This is a genomic window from Caulobacter vibrioides OR37, from assembly GCF_000372645.1.
Classification (GTDB): Bacteria; Pseudomonadota; Alphaproteobacteria; order Caulobacterales; family Caulobacteraceae; genus Caulobacter; species Caulobacter vibrioides_E.
In genome coordinates, this window is sequence record NZ_APMP01000026.1 from 53,686 (window position 1) to 71,667 (window position 17,982).

At 68.0% G+C, this 17,982-nt stretch carries 21 protein-coding genes and 1 tRNA gene; 14 read left to right on the forward strand and 8 right to left on the reverse strand.

What is annotated here, in order from left to right:
• Positions 1–11: 11 nt before the first annotated feature.
• Together OR37_RS16600 and OR37_RS16605 are read right to left on the reverse strand one after the other, a co-directional pair.
• Entirely contained in the window at positions 12–1,871 is a 1,860-nt protein-coding gene (locus OR37_RS16600) for a methyl-accepting chemotaxis protein (protein WP_054508575.1), read from the reverse strand.
• Positions 1,872–2,127: 256 nt separating this feature from the next.
• The gene (locus OR37_RS16605) at positions 2,128–2,475 is read right to left on the reverse strand and encodes a hypothetical protein (protein WP_004622409.1); all 348 of its coding nucleotides are present in this window, start codon (positions 2,473–2,475) and stop codon (positions 2,128–2,130) included.
• Positions 2,476–2,795: 320 nt separating this feature from the next.
• Here OR37_RS16605 and OR37_RS16610 point away from each other — a divergent pair, with 320 nt between their 5' ends.
• Positions 2,796–3,287 (forward strand): hypothetical protein, encoded by a 492-nt coding sequence (locus OR37_RS16610; protein WP_004622412.1) that lies wholly within the window; start codon positions 2,796–2,798, stop codon positions 3,285–3,287.
• A gap of 70 nt (positions 3,288–3,357) precedes the next feature.
• On the opposite strand, the gene nusG is transcribed toward OR37_RS16610, so the two are convergent.
• From nusG to OR37_RS16625, 3 genes are all read right to left on the reverse strand, one after another.
• The gene (gene nusG / locus OR37_RS16615) at positions 3,358–3,915 is read right to left on the reverse strand and encodes a transcription termination/antitermination protein NusG (RefSeq protein ID WP_004622414.1); all 558 of its coding nucleotides are present in this window, start codon (positions 3,913–3,915) and stop codon (positions 3,358–3,360) included.
• A gap of 9 nt (positions 3,916–3,924) precedes the next feature.
• Positions 3,925–4,245 carry a preprotein translocase subunit SecE gene (secE, locus tag OR37_RS16620; protein ID WP_035017592.1) on the reverse strand — a complete coding sequence of 107 codons (321 nt, stop codon included), beginning with the start codon at positions 4,243–4,245 and terminating at the stop codon, positions 3,925–3,927.
• A gap of 61 nt (positions 4,246–4,306) precedes the next feature.
• A tRNA-Trp gene (locus OR37_RS16625) sits at positions 4,307–4,382 on the reverse strand.
• Positions 4,383–4,609: 227 nt separating this feature from the next.
• Here OR37_RS16625 and OR37_RS16630 point away from each other — a divergent pair.
• Positions 4,610–4,816: a hypothetical protein gene (locus OR37_RS16630; protein ID WP_054508576.1), complete on the forward strand. Its 207-nt coding sequence runs from the start codon at positions 4,610–4,612 to the stop codon at positions 4,814–4,816.
• A 24-nt stretch (positions 4,817–4,840) separates the two neighbouring features.
• Here OR37_RS16630 and OR37_RS16635 read toward each other — a convergent pair whose 3' ends face one another.
• Positions 4,841–5,251, reverse strand: a complete 411-nt coding sequence (locus OR37_RS16635; RefSeq protein ID WP_004622421.1) for a hypothetical protein — start codon at positions 5,249–5,251, stop codon at positions 4,841–4,843.
• Between the two features lie 463 nt (positions 5,252–5,714).
• On the opposite strand from OR37_RS16635, the gene OR37_RS16640 reads away from it, so the two are divergent.
• The 8 genes from OR37_RS16640 to OR37_RS16670 all read left to right on the forward strand — a co-directional run bounded on the left by OR37_RS16640 (position 5,715) and on the right by OR37_RS16670 (position 11,305).
• A complete protein-coding gene (locus OR37_RS16640; RefSeq protein WP_004622423.1) occupies positions 5,715–6,545 on the forward strand; it encodes a ferredoxin--NADP reductase in 831 nt (276 codons plus the stop codon).
• Between the two features lie 80 nt (positions 6,546–6,625).
• On the forward strand, positions 6,626–6,709 hold the full coding sequence (locus OR37_RS21500) for a hypothetical protein (protein WP_106404400.1): 84 nt from the start codon (positions 6,626–6,628) through the stop codon (positions 6,707–6,709).
• Positions 6,710–6,808: 99 nt separating this feature from the next.
• Positions 6,809–7,900 (forward strand): 3-deoxy-7-phosphoheptulonate synthase, encoded by a 1,092-nt coding sequence (locus OR37_RS16645; RefSeq protein ID WP_004622425.1) that lies wholly within the window; start codon positions 6,809–6,811, stop codon positions 7,898–7,900.
• 161 nt (positions 7,901–8,061) lie between these two features.
• Positions 8,062–8,493, forward strand: coding sequence for a 50S ribosomal protein L11 (gene rplK / locus OR37_RS16650; protein ID WP_004622427.1), 432 nt, complete (start codon positions 8,062–8,064; stop codon positions 8,491–8,493).
• Positions 8,494–8,497: 4 nt separating this feature from the next.
• Entirely contained in the window at positions 8,498–9,184 is a 687-nt protein-coding gene (rplA, locus tag OR37_RS16655; protein WP_004622429.1) for a 50S ribosomal protein L1, read from the forward strand.
• Positions 9,185–9,448: 264 nt separating this feature from the next.
• Positions 9,449–9,688: a type II toxin-antitoxin system VapB family antitoxin gene (locus OR37_RS16660; protein ID WP_004622431.1), complete on the forward strand. Its 240-nt coding sequence runs from the start codon at positions 9,449–9,451 to the stop codon at positions 9,686–9,688.
• Complete coding sequence (locus tag OR37_RS16665; protein ID WP_004622433.1) at positions 9,688–10,083, forward strand: type II toxin-antitoxin system VapC family toxin; 396 nt, start codon at positions 9,688–9,690, stop codon at positions 10,081–10,083. The genes OR37_RS16660 and OR37_RS16665 overlap by 1 nt, the downstream gene beginning before the upstream one ends.
• Entirely contained in the window at positions 10,067–11,305 is a 1,239-nt protein-coding gene (locus OR37_RS16670) for a TIGR03862 family flavoprotein (RefSeq protein ID WP_035017593.1), read from the forward strand. Before OR37_RS16665 ends, OR37_RS16670 begins: the two co-directional genes overlap by 17 nt.
• Before the next feature lie 188 nt (positions 11,306–11,493).
• On the opposite strand, the gene OR37_RS16675 is transcribed toward OR37_RS16670, so the two are convergent.
• Positions 11,494–12,840: an alpha/beta fold hydrolase gene (locus OR37_RS16675; RefSeq protein WP_004622438.1), complete on the reverse strand. Its 1,347-nt coding sequence runs from the start codon at positions 12,838–12,840 to the stop codon at positions 11,494–11,496.
• A gap of 410 nt (positions 12,841–13,250) precedes the next feature.
• On the opposite strand from OR37_RS16675, the gene rplJ reads away from it, so the two are divergent.
• Both rplJ and rplL read left to right on the forward strand, forming a co-directional pair.
• Positions 13,251–13,769, forward strand: coding sequence for a 50S ribosomal protein L10 (gene rplJ, locus OR37_RS16680; RefSeq protein WP_004622440.1), 519 nt, complete (start codon positions 13,251–13,253; stop codon positions 13,767–13,769).
• A 47-nt stretch (positions 13,770–13,816) separates the two neighbouring features.
• The gene (gene rplL, locus OR37_RS16685) at positions 13,817–14,200 is read left to right on the forward strand and encodes a 50S ribosomal protein L7/L12 (RefSeq protein ID WP_004622442.1); all 384 of its coding nucleotides are present in this window, start codon (positions 13,817–13,819) and stop codon (positions 14,198–14,200) included.
• Positions 14,201–14,301: 101 nt separating this feature from the next.
• Here rplL and OR37_RS20830 read toward each other — a convergent pair whose 3' ends face one another.
• Positions 14,302–16,260, reverse strand: a complete 1,959-nt coding sequence (locus tag OR37_RS20830; RefSeq protein ID WP_004622444.1) for a hybrid sensor histidine kinase/response regulator — start codon at positions 16,258–16,260, stop codon at positions 14,302–14,304.
• Positions 16,261–16,481: 221 nt separating this feature from the next.
• Between OR37_RS20830 and OR37_RS16695 the strand changes: the two genes are divergently transcribed.
• Together OR37_RS16695 and OR37_RS16700 are read left to right on the forward strand one after the other, a co-directional pair.
• On the forward strand, positions 16,482–17,507 hold the full coding sequence (locus OR37_RS16695; protein WP_004622447.1) for a WD40/YVTN/BNR-like repeat-containing protein: 1,026 nt from the start codon (positions 16,482–16,484) through the stop codon (positions 17,505–17,507).
• Between the two features lie 37 nt (positions 17,508–17,544).
• Positions 17,545–17,703, forward strand: a complete 159-nt coding sequence (locus tag OR37_RS16700) for a hypothetical protein (protein WP_004622449.1) — start codon at positions 17,545–17,547, stop codon at positions 17,701–17,703.
• Positions 17,704–17,982: the final 279 nt, after the last annotated feature.

The following is a 17,982-nucleotide window of genomic DNA, read 5'->3' on the forward strand; positions in this document are numbered from 1 at the left end:
CGACGCCTCTGTCAGGCGCCGCGGGCGAAGGCGGCGACGCGGTCCTGGCGTTGGGCGACGGTCAGGCCGGCGCCTGGGCGGCTCGCGGAGCCCTGGCGCTGGATCTTGAAGCGCGTCACCAGGTTGGTCAGCTTGCCGGTCTCGACCCGCAGGTTCGAGACGGCGGCGGTGGCTTCTTCGACCATGGCCGCGTTCTGCTGGGTCACCTGGTCCATCTGGTTGACGGCGATGTTGACCTGGTTGAGCCCGGTGGCCTGCTCCTGCGACGACTGGGCGATCCGCGAGACCAGGCCGTCGATCTCGGCGACCTTGGCGACGATGTCGCTGAGGGCCGTCTCGGTGTCGCCGACCAGCTGGACGCCGCGCGAGACATGGGCGGAGCTGCCGGCGATCAGCGCCTTGATCTCCTTGGCGGCCTCGGCCGAGCGTTGGGCCAGCGCGCGGACCTCCTGGGCGACGACGGCGAAGCCCTTGCCGGCGTCGCCGGCGCGGGCGGCCTCGACCCCGGCGTTCAGGGCCAGCAGGTTGGTCTGGAAGGCGATCTCGTCGATCACCCCGATGATGTTGGTGATCTGGGTCGAGCTCTCCTCGATCTCGACCATGGCCGACACGGCGTCTTGCATCACCTTGCCGGAATTGGCGGCGTCCCGGCGGGCCTGGCTGGCGGCTTCGGAGGCCTGGCGCGCGCCGTCCGCGCTGGCGCGGACCGTGGCCGTGATCTGGTCCAGGGCCGCGGCGGTCTCTTCCAGGTTGGCCGCCTGTTGTTCGGTGCGGCGCGACAGGTCGCTGGAGGCGACGGCGATCTCGTCCGAACCGCCGCGAATGCCGCTGGTCGACTCCGAAATGGCGTTCATCGCCGTGCGGAGGCTCTCGACGGCGGCGTTGAAGTCGGCCTTGATCTGGGCGTACTGGCCCTGGAAATCGGCGTCGATCTGGGCGGTCAGGTCGCCTTCCGCCAGGCGGCTGAGGCTGCCGGCCAGGGCCTTGACGACCATGGCCTGCTCGGCCGCGTTGGCGCGGCGCTGTTCCTCGGCCTGGCCGTTGGCGAGGTCGGCCTCGGCCTTCAGGCGCTCGGCGTCGGCGGCCAGCGCCCGGGCCCTAAGCCCATTGTCCTTGAACACCTGGACCGCGCCGGCCATCAGCCCGACCTCGTCACGGCGCCCTTGGCCCGTGACCCGGACGTCGAGATCGCCGTCGGCCAGACGCCGCATGTCGTTGGCCAGGGCGGTCAACGGACGGGTGATGGCGGCGCGCGACATCCAGAGGGCGGCGCCGACTCCGGCGCTCACGCCCAGGCCGGCGAGGATCAGCAGGTTGCGGGCGGTCCGGCCCGCGCCCGCCGTGAGGTCGTCGGAGGCGCGCGCCATGTCCGTGACGCCCCGATCGACCAGCGCGCTGTTGGCCTTGCTGTAGTCCGACACCATCGGACGCGCCAGCTTCATGGCCTCTCTCGCCTCGGCCTCGCGTCCCTGGCCGCTGAGCTGGACCACGTTGTCCAGCGCGGCCGTCACCTTGTCCAGATCGCGTCTCAGGACCGCGAGTTCGGACGCGTAGTCCGGCAGGCCTCGCGCCGCCTTGTCGATATAGCCGTAGGTCTTGGCCTTGGCGGCCTGGTAATTGGCGGTCTCCTCGGCGACCGACTTGGGATCCGAGGCGATGATGCCCATCGCCGCCGAATAGCTCATCTGGCTGACGGAGCGGTTGACCCGCTGCAGCGACGATTGGGCCTTCGCCCGCACGTCGGTGAGGTTGGAATAGGCCGCGTCCACCGACATGATCCGCAGGGCGCCGTAGCTGGCCACCGCGATGCAGATCAAGCCGAGGAAAAGGACGAGGACCGCGATCTTCGTGCTGATCTTGAGGTTATTCAAAGCGCTCTCGGCTCCCGGAAAACAGCCGTCTCGCTCGATTTCGCGAGTCGGTGCGGCGTTCGACATGAGACAAACCTGGATTTGACCGGGTTAAAAATCCTTTACGTCATCAAATGATATCTTATTGGGAGTTGGAAACTCATATTCCTGATTGGATTTGTTCGACGATGATATTTACCTGAGTGCTTTAGACGTGGGAAAAGTATTCGCGATGACTGCTTTTCGCATTCCTGGATGATGCGACGTAATGTCTTCGCTATCGCCGCTTCATTTTGGCCAGGGCCGCGCGCATGGCCTGGGCCTGCGCGGCGGGCGGCTTGCTCTCGGCCGCCGCCACGATCGGACCGGTTGCCGCTTCCAGCCGCTCGAAAGCCTCCAAGGCGGGCAGGATCGCGCCCTTTCGCGCCGGGACCAGCATCGCCACCTTGCGCGCGGCGGCCGCCATCTGGCCGCACACGCGCGCCTTGTCGCGGGCCTTGGCGATGAGGGCCGGATCGTCGCTCTGCTCGATCAGGGCCCAGGCGGCGTCGAGCGCGGCCATCATCCGGGCCTGCAGGTCGGCGCACCAGGCGGCGGGGGAGGGGGCGGTTGGGGTCTGGCTCATGGGGATAGAGCATGAGGCCGGTTTGGAGAGCGGGGAATAAGAAACGGGTGTTTTTATGTAAGGCGTTGTTTTTAAACAACCCGATCGCGAAATCGACGAGCATTCATCCCCTCTCCTCCCCACTGGGGGAGCGGGACCGGCAAACACCGGTGAAGGGGGCTCGCAGCGGACAGGCCAGGCCCCTTCCGTCACGCCGCTTCGCGCCGCGCCACCTTCCCCCTAAGGAAAGGAGGGCGAAGCGACCCTGTGGATAACTTTCATAACATACTGGCAAGACGCGCCATGGCTTTATAGGTCACGCCCCTCAACCCGAGGTCCCCATGTCGTTCCGGACCTATTTCGACGCCAGCGCCGAGGGGCTATCCGCCTATCTGCCTGTCGGGATCTTTGTACTTATCGCCTTCGTCGCCGTGTGGTGGACGGCCGTGAATGAGTTCGGTCGTGACGGAAAACGAATTCCGGCGGATCAGAGGCGGCAGATCAGCCGAGGCTTTGCCGCGCTTGCGGCCGTGATCGCCATCGTCGCTCTGGTCGGCATGCGCCACCGCCAAGTCGCGATCGCGCGCATCTTCGCTCAGCGGGACTTTACGGTCGTCGAGGGCGCGGTGTCAGACTTCCAGCCTAGCCCGGTCGGCAGCAATGACGAGGAGCGCTTCCGCGTCGGCGAGATCTGGTTTTCCTATCGCGCAGCGGTCGACGAGGGTGGCTTTCATCAGACCCGCGCCCATGGCGGCCCCATCCGCGAGGGCCGGATCGTACGAATCGTCCAGGACCGCCAGGGCCGCATCCTGAAACTCGACCTCGCCGACTGAGCCCCCAAAGCAAAGGCCCCGCGCCTTGCGAGCACGGGGCCTTCGAAACTTCAAACCCATCCGAGGACGATCAGCTGATCTTTTCGACCTGGGCGTATTCCAGCTCGACCGGGGTGGCGCGGCCGAAGATCGAGACGGTGACCCGCAGGCGGGCCTTTTCCTCGTCGACCTGCTCGACCGAGCCGTTGAAGCTGGCGAACGGGCCGTCGATGACGCGGACGTTCTCGCCGACCTCGTACAGCACCACGGCCTTCGGGGCGGCGACGCCTTCCTCGATCGTGCCGATGATGCGCTGGACTTCCTTTTCGGAGACCGGCATCGGCTTGGAGCCGCTGCCCAGGAAGCCCGTGACCTTCGGGGTGTTCTTGATCAGGTGGTAGGCCTCGTCCGAGAGGTTCATCTTCACCAGGACATAGCCCGGGAAGAACTTGCGCTCGGCGTTGATCTTGCGGCCGCGGCGGATCTCGACGACCTCTTCGGTCGGGACCAGGATCTCGGAGAAGTTCTCCTCGAGGCCCTGGTTCTTGGCCTGCTCGCGGATGCTCTCGGCCACCTTCTTCTCGAAGTTCGAGTAGGCGTGGACGATGTACCACTTGTGGTTCGGGTTGGACGCGGTTTCGGTGCTCATCGTCTTATCTTATCCCGCGGTGGCCAGCTTCAGAAGCTGGGTCGTGGCCAGGCCCAGGCCGCCGTCGATCGCGGCGAAGAACAGCGACGCCATCACGACCATGATGAAGACCATCACCGAGGTGATCCAGGTTTCCTTGCGGCTGGTCCAGGTGATCTTGCGGGTCTCGGCGCGCACCTCGCGGAAGAACTGGACCGGGCTGACGCGCTTCTTCGGAGCGGCGGGAGCGGCGGCCGTCGTCGCGGCGGCCCCGGCGGGCGCCATCGCCGCGGCCGTCTTGGCGGCGCGGTTCTTCATAGCGGACGGGCTGGATCCCGGTTTCCTGGCCATGCTCTTGAGGCTCACGACTTCCTAAGGTGCGGGTCAGGAGCGACCCGTCGGAAACATATAGTGGCAGGAGTGGAGGGACTCGAACCCCCGGCCCTCGGTTTTGGAGACCGATGCTCTACCAGCTGAGCTACACTCCTGCGGACCGACCGCCCTTTCGGGCCGACGGAGATCCGGAGACGGACAGCGCGCCGAGAGGCCTGGAAAGGCCTCGGCGCGCCACGTCCTGTCGCCAGAGCCGCGCCATTTAGCAGGGTCGTGTACGGCGGGCAAGCCGCGCGCCGAGGAATGATGGTCTCGAGCGGTCGGAACCGCGCCGATATCAAGCGGGGCGGGATCGATGCGCCCGGCCGGGCGTTATCCCGACATGCCCGAAATTCGAAACACGCCCGCCCAGACGCCTCCGTCTTCGACCGCGTCCGACCGCCCGTCGAATCGCGAGATCGAGCACGAGAATCAGCGTCCGCCGTCGCGTGACGGCGCGCCGCCGCGTCCGGCCACCGAACCGCCCGGCGCGGCCGACAGCAGCCGTTCGCCGAAGACCCGGACCGATCCGGGCTCCGGCGAGGGCTAGGGGGTCATAAAGCGGCCGAGACGATCAGCCGGCCTTCTCGGTCTTGGCCTTTTCGGTCGTTCCCGCCGCGCTGGCCGCCGTCGAGCCGCCGCACTGGATGCCCAGATACGACCACTTCACGTCGGTGAGCTGGCGTCCGCACTGGGTGTTCTTGCCCTTGTCGGTGCCCTGCAGCGAGATCGCCACCCCCTTGGAGAGGTCGGGCGCCGGGCTGACGGCGCTGATGTCGTAATAGCCGCCGCCGCGGCCCTTCACGACCAGGCAGTTGGTCTTCTCGACCGGCCTGACGCAGCCCGAGGCGGTGACGGACGTGCCTTCGACGATGACTTGTTGGGCCTGCGCGACCTTCGTCTTCGCGCCGCCTTCGCTGCAACCGGCCAAACCAAACGCTACCATACCGGCCGCCGCGGCGGCCCCTACGAACCAAACCCGCATACGTTCCTCCGTATCGTTGGCTCCGCGAACGAAGCAAAAGAAGTCTGCGCCCGGTTTGAAAGACCGGCAATCACATTTTCGCCATTTTCGAAAAATCGGTTCGGCGTTTCCCGGGATCGGGAAACAGATTGTCCTTGGCCGGACGGCATTCGAACGCGCCGCGACCATTTGTCGGCTAGACGCGCAATCTCATACCGATTCCGATGATGTCGTGTCTCATCCTGACGACTGTTCGCGAACCGAACCGACGTTTTTCTTTGTGGCGCCAATACTGAGGCTGATCTTTCGGACGCCGGTGTCGGCCCCCTTCGCCCTCCGTCATGGAGCGTCGGTCTGGTCGGAGTTTTTCCCGCCTCGTCTTTAGACAACCGGCGTTGACAGGAAGACGGCCGTGATCCCATGAGACAGCCGACCGCGCCGCTCCGCCTTGGCGGCTTTTGGTTTTTCGAAGGATTCAGGTCAGATGACGGCCACCGCGTCCGCCGCTCCCGCCCCCGTCAAGGAAGCTCCCTACTTCACCGAGACGGTGCTGTGGGTGAAGCACTGGACCGACCGGCTGTTCAGCTTCGCCATCACGCGCCCGGCCAGCTTCCGCTTCCGCTCGGGCGAGTTCGTGATGATCGGCCTGCCGCCGCGCGAGGACCTGGGCGAGAAGAAGCCTATCCTGCGCGCCTACTCGATCGGCTCGCCCAGCTTCGCCGAGGAGCTGGAATTCTTCTCGATCAAGGTTCCCGACGGTCCGCTGACCTCGCGTCTGCAACTGATCCAGGAGGGCGACGAGATCCTCCTGGGCAAGAAGCCGACCGGCACGCTGGTGCTGGACGCCGTGCGCCCGGGCAAGCGCCTCTTCCTGTTCGGCACCGGCACGGGCCTGGCGCCCTGGCTGTCGGTGGCCCGCGACCCGGACGCCTACAGCCGCTTCGAGCGGGTGATCGTCTGCCACGGCGTGCGCGAGGTGAAGGAGCTGGCCTATCGCGACCTCTTTACCCGCGACATCTTCGACGACCCGCTGGTCGGCGACGAGGCCCGCGCCCAGCTGACCTATTATCCGACCGTGACCCGCGAGCCGTTCGAACGCCAGGGCCGCTTCACCGACCTGATCGAGAACGGCAAGCTGTTCAGCGATCTGGGCGTCGAGGGCGGGAAGTTCGATCCCGAGCACGATCGGGCCATGCTGTGCGGCTCGATGGCCATGATCAAGGACACCGCCGCCATCCTGGAGGCCCAGGGCCTGAAGGAAGGCTCCAACGCCGAGCCGGGCGACTTCGTCATCGAGCGGGCGTTCGTCGGCTGACGCGCCCGGCTGGGAGACGCGGGAAAGGGCCGCGCGCTTTGGACGTGACAGGCGGCGAACTTGGCTCTAGGGTCACGGCGATGACCCTCGCCGCCAGCCAACAGCTGTTTTGGTATTTTAGCTATCCGACGCCTCTGGCGCCGGGAGGGGATCGTTCGGCCTGAAGATCAGGCTCTCTAGAACACCTTTCACCAGCCGCCAGGGGATCCCCGGGCGGCTTTTTTGATGGCCGCCGGACCTCCCGACCTTCCAGGAGCAAAGCCATGCCATCCGCCGCCGCCGTCACCGCGCTGCCCGTCCCCACCGACGATCTTCGGATCTCCAAGCTGCGAACCCTCAGCCCGCCCGCCCAGGTGATCGGCGAGGCGCCGGCCAGTTCGTCGGTCGCCGAGGTGGTCGGCGACGCCCGCCGCGCCGTCCACGACATCCTCGACGGTCGCGACGACCGGCTGGTGGTGGTGATCGGCCCGTGCTCGATCCACGATCCCAAGGCGGCGCTGGACTACGCCCGCCGACTGGCCGCCGAGCGCGAGCGTCACGCCGGCGAGCTGGAGGTGATCATGCGGGTCTATTTCGAGAAGCCCCGCACCACGGTCGGCTGGAAGGGGCTGATCAACGACCCGGATCTGGACGGCGGCTTCCGCATCGACGAGGGCCTGCGCCGGGCGCGCCGGGTGCTCCTGGACGTCAGCGCCCAGGGCCTGCCGGCGGCCTGCGAGTTCCTGGACGTGACGACGCCGCAGTACATCGCCGACCTGGTGGCCTGGGGCGCGATCGGGGCCCGCACCACCGAAAGCCAGATCCACCGCGAGATGGCCTCGGGCCTCTCTTGCCCGGTCGGCTTCAAGAACGGGACCAACGGCGACGTGAAGGTGGCGATCGACGCGGTGACGGCCGCCGCCCAGCCGCACCATTTCCTGGCCGTGACCAAGGAGGGCCGCGCCGCCATCGCCACGACGACCGGCAATCCCGACTGCCACCTGGTGCTGCGCGGCGGCAAGACTCCGAACTACGACGCCGAAAGCGTCGCCGCCGCCGCCCAGGCCTTGGCCAAGGCCGGCCTCGCGCCGCGCCTGATGGTCGACGTCAGCCACGCCAACAGCGGCAAGAACCATGAGAACCAGCCGGCCGTCACCGCCGACGTGTGCGCCCAACTGGCCGGCGGCGCCTCGCCGATCATGGGCGTGATGATCGAGAGCAACCTCGTCGCCGGCCGCCAGGACATCGTGCCCGGCCAGCCGCTGGTCTACGGCCAGTCGGTCACCGACGCCTGCGTCGACTGGGAGACCTCGGTCCGGATGCTGGACGACCTGGCCGCCGCGGTGAAGGCCGGACGCGCGGCGCGGAGAGGGTAAGGGGGCTTTGACTCCCTGGCCTTCGCCTGCTACACGCCCCGCCTCGCCCCCGGACCCCGTTCGGGGGCGTGCTCGTCGTTTTCTCTTTTCCGGAGAGAGGGCGGGTTCAAATCCGTGGAAGGGTCGCCAAGCCCGCACCACGGCTCACCAGTGAGGATATCATGGCTAAGAAGATCCTGGGCTACATCAAGCTCCAGGTGAAGGCTGGCTCGGCCACGCCTTCACCCCCCATCGGCCCGGCTCTGGGTCAGCGCGGCGTCAACATCATGGGCTTCTGCAAGGAGTTCAACGCGCGCACCGAGAACGTCGAAAAGGGCACCCCCCTGCCGACCGTCATCACGGTCTATCAGGACAAGTCGTTCACCTTCGTCACCAAGACCCCGCCGGCCACCTTCTATCTGAAGCAGGCCACCGGTCTGAAGTCGGGCGCCAAGCTGACCGGTCGCGAGACCGTCGGCTCGATCACCCGCGCCCAGCTGCGCGAGATCGCCGAAAAGAAGATGAAGGATCTGAACGCCAACGATCTCGAGGCCGCCGCCAAGATCATCGAAGGCTCCGCCAAGGCCATGGGCCTGAAGATCGTGGAGGCCTAATCCAATGGCTAAGCAACCCAAGCGCATCAAGGCCTGGACCGGCGACCGCGACGCGACCCACTCGGTCGAAGCCGCCATCAAGCTGGTCAAGGAAAACGCCAAGGCCAAGTTCGACGAGACCATCGAGATCTCGGTGAACCTGGGCGTCGACCCGCGTCACGCCGACCAACAGGTCCGCGGCGTCGTCAACCTGCCGTCGGGCACCGGCCGTGACGTCCGCGTCGCCGTGTTCGCCAAGGACGCCAAGGCGGCCGAAGCGACCGCCGCGGGCGCCGAGCACGTCGGCGCCGAAGACCTGTACGAAAAGATCGCCGGCGGCTTCATGGACTTCGATCGCGTCATCGCGACCCCGGACATGATGGCCCTGGTCGGTCGCCTCGGTAAGGTGCTGGGCCCGCGCGGCCTGATGCCGAACCCGAAGGTCGGCACCGTGACCCCGAACGTCGCCCAGGCCGTCAAGGACGCCAAGGGCGGCGCCGTGGAGTTCCGCGTCGAAAAGGCCGGTATCGTTCACGCCGGCATCGGCAAGGCCTCGTTCACCGACGAAGCCCTGGTCGTCAACGTCAAGGCTCTGATCGAAGCCCTGAACCGCTCCAAGCCCTCGGGCGCCAAGGGCGTGTTCATCAAGCGCATCGGTCTGTCGTCGACGATGGGTCCGGGCTTCAAGGTCGACACCGCCTCGGTCGGCTGAGCCTAAGCTTTTCAGTAAAGCGTAAGCGAACGGGCGCTGGAGCGATCCAGCGCCCGTTTTCGCGTTTGGGGGTCTTCCCTCTCCCCTTGCGGGAGAGGGTGGCCGAAGGCCGGGTGAAGGGTCGCGCTCGGCTAACCGGATAGGTATTTCACCCCCTCATCCGACCCGCTTCGCGGGCCACCTTCTCCCGCAAGGGGAGAAGGAAGACCCCTACGTTGTACCCCCGGCTAGCCGATGCTACCTTCCGTCTAGACGGAGCCTCCCATGCCCTTTCACGTCCGCGATCCCGAGACCGACGCCCTGGTGCGTCAGTACGCCGAGGAAAAGCGCGTCGGCATCACCGACGCGATCAAGCTGGCGGTCAATAAGGCGCGGGAAGCCGACGAGAAGGCGCTCGCCCAGAAGCGGGCCGCGTTGAAGGCCATTCGCGACGAAGTGGCCGCCTGGCCCAGGACGGGCGAGGTCGCGGACAAGGCCTTCTTCGACAGCCTCAACGACGAGTGATGTTCGTCGACGCCTCGGCCTGGACGGCCATCATCCTGAACGAGCCGGAAGCCGAGGATTTCGAGGCGCGGTTGCTGACCTCGGGCTTGGTGCTGACCTCGGCCTTGTCCAACTGGGAAACCGTGCGGGCGATCATGAAGGTCACGCGCCAGGACCAGGCCCGGGTCGAGGCCATCGTCGCCGGCTACCAGTTCGGCGCCGGGGCGCGCGTCGTACCCATCGGCGAGGCCGAGCAGCGCGTCGCCCTCGACGCCCACGCCCGCTACGGCAAGGGCGTCCACCCGGCCAGGCTGAACATGGGCGATTGCTTTTCCTATGCCTGCGCCAAGGTCCACGGCGCGCCGCTGCTCTACAAGGGCGAGGACTTCGCCCTGACCGATATCGAGGCCGCCTGAAGTGCCGATCGGGGAAAAGGCGGAGATCCTCGACGTCGCGGTGATCGGCGGCGGACCGGCGGGGCTGATGGCGGCCGAGACGGTCGCCAAGGCCGGCAAGTCCGTGGCCGTGTTCGAGAAGATGCCGACCTTCGGGCGCAAGTTCCTGATGGCCGGGCGCGGCGGGCTGAACCTGACCCATTCGGAGGATTTCGAGCGCTTCGTGGCGCGTTACGGCGACCGGGCGGCGCGGCTGGCGCCGATGCTGGAGGCCTTCGCGCCCAAGGACCTGACGGCCTGGGCCGAGGGGCTGGGCCAGCGGACCTTCGTGGGCGCCAGCGGCCGGGTGTTTCCCACCGCGATGAAGGCCTCGCCGCTGCTGCGGGCCTGGCTGGCGCGGCTGGAGGGCCTGGGCGTCGCGTTGAGGCCGCGCGCGACCTGGAAGGGCTGGGACGCGGCGGGGCGGCTGGTGATCGAGACGCCCGACGGCCGCCATGTGATACGGGCCCGCGCGACGGTCCTGGCCCTGGGCGGCGCCAGCTGGCCCAAGCTGGGCTCGGACGCGGCCTGGGCGCCGCTGCTGCGGGTCGGCGGCTCGGAGATCGCGCCGTTCCGCCCGGCCAACTGCGGCTTCGATGTCGCCTGGAGCGCCGTCTTCCGCGATCGCTTCGCCGGCGAGCCCCTGAAGAACGTGTCGCTGAGCCTGGGATCGGCCCGCGCGCGGGGCGACGCGATGGTGGCCCGCTATGGCCTGGAGGGCGGGGCGGTCTACGCCCTGGGCGGCGCGGCGCGCGACGCGGCCCTGGCCGGCGGCGCGGTCCTGACCGTCGACCTGCGGCCGGACATCCCTGTCGAGACCCTGGAGCGCCGTCTGCGCGCGCCGCGCGGCGGCCATAGCCTGGCCAATTTCCTGCGCAAGGCCGTCAAGCTGTCGCCCGTCGAGGTCAATCTGCTGCGCGAGGCGCACGGCCTGGACCTGCCCTCCGAGCCCGCCGCCCTGGCGGCGGCGATCAAGGCCGCGCCGCTGGCCCTGACGGGGGTCCAGTCCTTGGAGCGCGCCATCTCCTCGGCCGGCGGCGTGCGGTTCGAAAGCCTGGATGGCCTGGCGCTGAAGGCGCGACCAGACGTGATCCTGGCCGGCGAGATGCTGGACTGGGAGGCGCCGACCGGCGGCTACCTGCTGCAGGCCTGCTTCGCCACCGGCGCGGCGGCGGGGCGGGCGGCGCTGGGGCGGCTAGGGTAGGACGGGCGTCGCGTGCAGTTTGGGCTGGCGCTTGGCCTTCCAAAAAAGCACCGTCATCCCGCGCTTCATGCGCGGGACCCATCTGTCGGCCGCACGTGCGGAGAAAGCTCAGGTTCTCATGTGGAAGCTGAACCATGGGTCCCGCGCATGAAGCGCGGGATGACGGGGTAAGGGTCCGAGACCGTGCGCTACCTCATCGCCGCCCTGATCTTGGCCGCCATCGCCTCCAGATCCTTGGGATCGGCCTTGGCGTTCTCGGCCATGTAGACCGGCTTGCCGGCGATGCGCGGGATCACGTGGACGTGCAGGTGCGGCACGCTTTGGCCGACGCCATTGTTCTGCACGATCATGAAGCCCGACAGGCCCAGGGCGTCGACCTCGGCCTGGCCGACCTTCTGGGCGACGGCCATGACCTTGGCCAGGTCCTTGGGATCGATCTCCAGCAGGTTGCGGGCCTTGGAGGTCTTGGAGATCACCAGCACATGGCCGGGCTCCATGGGGGCGTAGTCCATGAAGGCCAGGACGTCGGCGTCCTCATAGACCTTGAAGACCTGCATCTCGCCCCTGATGGCGCGGGCGAAGGGGTTCTGCTCGTCATAGGCCGCGTGCAGCGGGATGGTCGGGCCGGCGGGCAGGATGGTCGGGTCGAAGCGGGCCAGCCACCGCAGCACCTCGGCCTCCAGCGCGATGCGGGAATCCGAGAAGCTGTGATCGGTGGGGTAATAGGCCTCGGTCAGGGCCTTGGCCCCCGCGGCCTTGGCGGCGGCGGCCTGTTTGCGGACCTTGGGCGCGTTGGCGTACTCCGCGCCGATCATCAGCACAGGCCGGTCGGAAATCTTGGCGGCCAGCGTCTCGAGGTTCAGCTTGGCCGTGTCGCGCACGATCTCGTCGACCAGGGCCTCGGGCGTGGTCGCCAGGGGCGCGGTGTCGGGGCGCATGTTTTCGACGGCGGCCTTGCGGCTCTGGTCGTCGGTGATCCGCGCGGCGTCGCCGGCGATGTTCCAGGCGTCGATCATCACCGTCCCGGCCACGCGCGGGTCGGCCGCCGCCGCGCTGGCGGCCATGAAGCCGCCCATGCTGTGGCCGGCCACGATGATCCGCTTGGGATCGATATGGTACTTGGCGATATTCGCGGGATCCAAGAGCCAAGCCACCGCCGCCTCTCCGTCGGCGCGGGCGTTGGCGAAGCTGAACTTGCCCTGGCTGCCCCACGAGCCGCGATAGTTGATCCGCATGGCGTTCCAGCCGGCGCGGCGCACGGCCTGCAGGAGGTCGATATTGGTCTCGTTGCCCGGGAAGCCGTGCAGGAACAGCATCGTCGGATGCGGCTGGTCGCCGGCGGCCGTGTAGAGGATGGCGTTGACCTTCGATCCGGCGATGTCGAGCTGGAACGCCGCCATCCCCGGCGGATGGGCCTTGTCCCGCGCCGGATCGGCGATGACGGCCCGAGGCGTCGGCGGAGCGGCCAGCTCGGCCAGGGCGGGCGAGGCGAAGGCCAGGAAGAGCGCGGTCAGGGCGGCGGCGGTGCGTTTCATGGGCTGGGATCTCTCTGGAGCGCGGGCGCAAGAAAGCACAGCCTTCACCATTACACACCGTCATTCCCGCCCTTGTGGCGGGAATGACGGTGGTTGGGGGGAGTTGAACTTTTCGGCCGAACCGTCTATACGGCGCGCCTCTTCGGCGGACTCGTCCGCTGGGGAACCTGTTTGAGAACTACGGGGCGTGGGGTCACCAACGCCATAACCGGGGAAGAGCCCTTCCTCGCCGTCGGGAGACAGGGATAGAGACGCCAAGTCCTCCTGCTCGTGGCTATAGCCCGAGACCGGAGCGCGGCTGACTTTCCTTGGAACAGGCATATGCGACTCGCGCGCGGGAGCAATTCCGCATGGGACCGCATCTGGCTGCCGGAATGGTCCGGCCGCTGCTAACTGAGTAGGAGACCGCAATGGACCGCGCTCAAAAGCAGGAGTCGATCGAATCGCTGAAAAGCGTGTTCGCCGACGCCGGCGCTGTCGTCGTGACCCACTACATGGGTCTGACCGTTGCGGAAATGACCGACCTTCGTCTTCGCCTCCGCAAGGAAGGCGCCGCGATCAAGGTTGTGAAGAACACCCTGGCCCTCAAGGCTCTGGACGGCAAGCTCGGTGACAAGGGCGAAAAGCTCTTCACCGGCCCGGTCGCCATCGCCTACGGCCCGGACGCCGTTTCGGCCGCGAAGATCGCGGTGCAGTTCGCCAAGGAAAACGACAAGCTGAAGCTGGTCGGTGGCGTTCTGGACCAGACCAACGTGCTGGACGAAGCTGGCGTGCGCGCTCTGGCGACCCTGCCGTCGCTGGACGAACTGCGTGGCAAGCTCATCGGCCTCATCCAGGCTCCGGCGACCAAGATCGCTGGCGTCCTGCAGGCCCCGGCTGGCCAGCTGGCTCGCGTTTTCAACGCCTACGCGACCAAAGACGCCGCGTAACGGTCATCCCCGCAAATCTATCCCAATCTCTCTTTAGGAACTGACACATGTCGAAGCTCGAAAAGCTGGTCGAAGAACTGTCCACCCTGTCGGTGCTGGAAGCCGCTGAACTGTCGAAGCTGCTGGAAGAAAAGTGGGGCGTCTCGGCCGCCGCTCCGGTCGCCGTCGCCGCTGTTGGCGGCGCCGCCGCCGCTCCGGCCGAAGCCGCCGAAGAGCAAACCGAATTCACCGTCGTCCTGGTCGACGGCGGCGACAAGAAGATCAACGTGATCAAGGAAGTCCGCGGCGTCCGTCCGGACCTCGGCCTGAAGGAAGCCAAGGACCTGGTCGAAGGCGCTCCGCAGAACGTCGTCGAAAACGTCTCGAAGCAACAAGCCGAAGAAGTTTCGAAGAAGCTCACGGAAGCCGGCGCCAAGGTCCAAATCAAGTAATCCGATCCCGGCGTCTCGTCGGGAACGGGTTCCTTGTGGAACCGCCGAAGCGGCCTCGGAGGGAAACCTCCGGGGCCGTTTTCTTTTGGGCCGCCTTCGGATCAGGCCGGAAAGGCCTCCTGCCGCTCGGCCAGCACGTCGTCGACCGCCGACAGCAGCCGCGCCGCCTCGATCGGCTTGCCCAGATGGCGGTCCGCCCCGGCCTCGAAGCTGGCGCGCAGGTGCTCTGGCAGCACGTTGGCCGTCAGCATGATCACCGGACAGGGCCGCTGGCCGCGCCGCTGCTCCTGGGCGCGGATCTCGCGGGTGGCGCTGAGACCGTCCATGACCGGCATCTGCATGTCCATCAGCACCAGGTCGAACGGCGAGGACGCATAGGCCTCCACGGCCTGGCGTCCGTCGCAGACCGACACCAGCTCGGCCCCGACCTCGCCCATGATCAGCTCGATGACCCTGCGGTTGATCTCGTGGTCCTCGGCCAGCAAAACCCGTATCGCGCGGCTCTGGCGATCGGGGACCTCGGGGATCCGCTCGGCGACGTCGGCGTCGGCCAAGGGCAGGGCGAAGCTGAAGGTCGCGCCCTTGCCGGGCGTCGACGAGGCCGACAGCGTCCCGCCCATGGCGCGAACCAGGTCGACGCAAATCGAAAGGCCCAGCCCCGAGCCGCCATAACGGCGCGTGATCGACTCGTCGGCCTGGGCGAAGCGATCGAAGATCCGAGCCTTGGCCGCCTCGTCGAACCCGATCCCGCTGTCGGTCACCGTGAAGCGCCACCCCTCGTTCGACGTCCGGACCTCGAGGCTGACCGCGCCGGCGTGGGTGAACTTGACCGCGTTGCTGAGCAGGTTGCCCAGCACCTGGCGCAGCCGCACCGGCGCGCCGACGACCCAACGCTCGCCCTCCGGCGCCGAGACGGCGTAGGTCAGGCCCTTGGCCTCGGCGACCGGACGGTGCAGCTCGCCGACCTCGCGCGCCAGGCCCGCGAGGTCGAAGGGCTCGGCGGCGAGGCGCAGCGCGCCCTCTTCGAGCCGCGCCAGGTCGAGCACGTCGCTGAGCAGGGCTTCCAGCGTCCGGGCGGCGCCGGTCATGGCCCGCAGCAGCTCGGCTTGATCGGACGACAGCGCCGTGCGCGACAGGACGTCGGCCAGACCCAACATGCCGTTCAGCGGCGTGCGGATCTCATGGCTCATATTGGCCAGGAACCGCGTCTTGGCCTCGTTGGCGACCCTGGCCTGGTGCAGGGCCTCCCGATCCGAGATATCGCGGATGATGGCCCCGATCATGATCCGGTCGTTGTCGCGCCATATGGACAGCGACAGGCTGGTCGGGAACTCGGAGCCGTCGCGTCGCAGGGCCGGGACCTCCACGGCGCCGGTCAGGGTCGGGCGGCCGCCCAGGCAAAGGCGCGTGAAGCCCCGCTCATGGCCCGCGCGCAGTCGGGGCGGGATGATCATCATCAGCGACTGGCCCAGCGCCTCGCGGGCGGTGTAGCCGAACACGGCCTCGGCGGCGGCGTTCCAATGCAGGATCATCTGGTTCTCGTCGACGATCAGGACCGCGTCGGAGGTCCCGTCGACCACCTTGGAGAGAAAGAGCTTCTCGCGCCGGGTTTCGAGCCGTTCGCTGGCGAGCTTGGCCAGGACGGCCAGCTGAGCCAACTGCGCCTCGGTGAAGGCGCGCGACGCGCGGCAGGTGACGCACACCGTGCCGACGGCCTGACCGCGAACGAAGACCGGCGCGCCGGCATAGGCGCCCGCATCCAAATGGGCGGTGGCTGGATTGGCGCGAACGTCCTCGATGACCAGCGGGGCCGAGGTTTTGACGACACCGTCACAGAAGGCTTGCGATCGGGGCAGGGTATGCGGCTGGGCGCCGTGCGCGGCCTTGAACCAGACCAGGTCCTCGTCGACGAAGGACACGAACCCCGCGTCCGCCTCCAGGGCCAGACGCGCCCCCTCGGCGATCAGTTCCAGAACCGGCTCGCGTCGTGTTCCGAATACGCCAAGAAGTTGCAGGAGCGCGACGCGGCGGTCGTCATCAAGATGTCGAGCCTGTTCCAAGGATGATCTCCTTCGCGTCGACAGTCTTTCATCTTGGAATGTTTAGTTACCATCGGCGAACCCTGAGGTGGATTGTCGCAGGCCTATTGGCTTGGGGACGCTGTCGGCGGCCTTGATTTGGGCTTTGCGAGGTTTGGGCTTGGGCTTGACGCGCGCGAAGGCGGCGTGCGTGGCTGGTCCGCCCGAAGCCGGCCGAGGCCGCGAGGAGAAGCGAAGGCGCCGTGAACCGCAGAGACCTGATCATCGCCGGGGGCGCGGCGCTGGCCGCCCCGCCCGCTTTCGCCGCGCCGGGCCTCGGCGGCGTCCGGATGCCCGCCTCGGCGGTCGACAGCCAGCTGCGCGGCCTGTCGGCGACGGGCGGCAAGACCTGGTGGGCCTCGGGCTCCAAGGGCTGGATCATCCGGGGCCGCGACGAGCGGCAGGACCCGATGCGGATCGTCGGGGCCGAGGACCTCGACTTTCGCGGGCTGCACGCCTTCGACGACGACCATGTGCTGGCCATGAGCGCCGGTCCTGGACAGGCCTCGCAGCTGTGGCGCACGCGCGACGGCGGCAAGCGTTGGACGCGGGTCGCGGTCAACGAGGATCCCAACGGTTTCTGGGACGCCATCGCCTTCGTCGACCACCGGCGCGGCTTCATCCTGGGCGACCCGACCGAGGGGCGGTTCACGGTGCTCTACACCGCCGACGGCGGCCAGACCTGGACGCGGCTGCCGCCCGACGCCCTGCCGCCGGCCGACGACGGGGAGGGCGCCTTCGCCGCGTCGAACGGCTGTCTGGCCATCGGTCCGCACGGCGAGGTCGCGTTCTGCACGGGCGGAGGCGGCATGGCGCGGGTCTATGTCTCCCGCGAGGGCGGCCGCTACTTCGTGGCGTTGAAGACCCCGATTCCGGCCGACGCCCCGTCGCGGGGCGCGTTCGCGGTGGCCTGGAGCAAGCGCCGCGAGCTGTGGGTCTGCGGCGGCGACTACAAGGCGCCGGACGCCGAGGGCGCGAACCTGGCCATCCTCGGTCCGGGCTCCCTCGAGGTCCGGCGCGCGCCCGCGCCGGCCGGCTATCTCTCCAGCGTGGCGGTCCACGGCAAGACGGTGATGGCCGCCGGTCTCTCGGGCGTGCTGGTCAGCTATGACGACGCGCCGTTCCAGCGCGTGTCGTCCGCGCCGTTCAACACCGTCCGGCTGAGTTCGCGCAAGGCCGGGGTGCTGTGCGGTCCGGGCGGCTCGATCGGTCTGTGGCGCGCCGGCTGAAGGCGGAACCGCCGCCGCCCGCCGGCGTTATCGCGACATGCTCAAGCTCGCCGCCGTTCTGCTGGTCCTGATGATCCTGTTCGGGGTCCTGGGCTTCGTCGTCCACGTGGCCGCCGCCGTGACCAAGGCGGCGTTCTTCGTCTGCCTGGTGGCGCTGGGCGCGTCGCTGGCGATGAAGGCGATGCGGCGAGAATAGGGCGCTGGCCTGAGCGTGAGATGAACGAGGGCCTCAAAGGCGGTTCAAGGCTGGACATGTATCGAGAACCCACCCTTCGGTCGCGACCCCAAAGCCCGGCCGAGCGCTCTTGAAACCAGGCCCGGGAGACAGAGCCTTGACCCGCTTTATCCGTCGTTTCCCCTCCGTCCTGCTGCCGCTGGCGATCAGCGGCGCGCTGGCCGGCTGTAACCAGCAGGCCGCCGCCCCGCCGGCGCCGCCCGCCACCGGCGCGCCGATCGCCAGCCTGCCTCTGGCCCA

What these genes read in the sequence shown, in the direction of transcription:
- OR37_RS16640 (WP_004622423.1), top strand. Translation starts at nt 5,715, where the DNA reads ATGACGGCCACCGCGTCCGCCGCTCCCGCCCCCGTCAAGGAAGCTCCC.
- OR37_RS16645 (WP_004622425.1), top strand. Translation starts at nt 6,809, where the DNA reads ATGCCATCCGCCGCCGCCGTCACCGCGCTGCCCGTCCCCACCGACGAT.
- OR37_RS16675 (WP_004622438.1), bottom strand. Translation starts at nt 12,840, where the DNA reads ATGAAACGCACCGCCGCCGCCCTGACCGCGCTCTTCCTGGCCTTCGCC.
- OR37_RS16630 (WP_054508576.1), top strand. Translation starts at nt 4,610, where the DNA reads ATGCCCGAAATTCGAAACACGCCCGCCCAGACGCCTCCGTCTTCGACC.
- OR37_RS16635 (WP_004622421.1), bottom strand. Translation starts at nt 5,251, where the DNA reads ATGCGGGTTTGGTTCGTAGGGGCCGCCGCGGCGGCCGGTATGGTAGCG.
- nusG (WP_004622414.1), bottom strand. Translation starts at nt 3,915, where the DNA reads ATGAGCACCGAAACCGCGTCCAACCCGAACCACAAGTGGTACATCGTC.
- OR37_RS16665 (WP_004622433.1), top strand. Translation starts at nt 9,688, where the DNA reads ATGTTCGTCGACGCCTCGGCCTGGACGGCCATCATCCTGAACGAGCCG.
- OR37_RS16700 (WP_004622449.1), top strand. Translation starts at nt 17,545, where the DNA reads ATGCTCAAGCTCGCCGCCGTTCTGCTGGTCCTGATGATCCTGTTCGGG.
- rplA (WP_004622429.1), top strand. Translation starts at nt 8,498, where the DNA reads ATGGCTAAGCAACCCAAGCGCATCAAGGCCTGGACCGGCGACCGCGAC.
- OR37_RS16660 (WP_004622431.1), top strand. Translation starts at nt 9,449, where the DNA reads ATGCCCTTTCACGTCCGCGATCCCGAGACCGACGCCCTGGTGCGTCAG.
- rplK (WP_004622427.1), top strand. Translation starts at nt 8,062, where the DNA reads ATGGCTAAGAAGATCCTGGGCTACATCAAGCTCCAGGTGAAGGCTGGC.
- OR37_RS16610 (WP_004622412.1), top strand. Translation starts at nt 2,796, where the DNA reads ATGTCGTTCCGGACCTATTTCGACGCCAGCGCCGAGGGGCTATCCGCC.
- rplJ (WP_004622440.1), top strand. Translation starts at nt 13,251, where the DNA reads ATGGACCGCGCTCAAAAGCAGGAGTCGATCGAATCGCTGAAAAGCGTG.
- OR37_RS16605 (WP_004622409.1), bottom strand. Translation starts at nt 2,475, where the DNA reads ATGAGCCAGACCCCAACCGCCCCCTCCCCCGCCGCCTGGTGCGCCGAC.
- OR37_RS21500 (WP_106404400.1), top strand. Translation starts at nt 6,626, where the DNA reads ATGACCCTCGCCGCCAGCCAACAGCTGTTTTGGTATTTTAGCTATCCG.
- rplL (WP_004622442.1), top strand. Translation starts at nt 13,817, where the DNA reads ATGTCGAAGCTCGAAAAGCTGGTCGAAGAACTGTCCACCCTGTCGGTG.
- secE (WP_035017592.1), bottom strand. Translation starts at nt 4,245, where the DNA reads ATGGCCAGGAAACCGGGATCCAGCCCGTCCGCTATGAAGAACCGCGCC.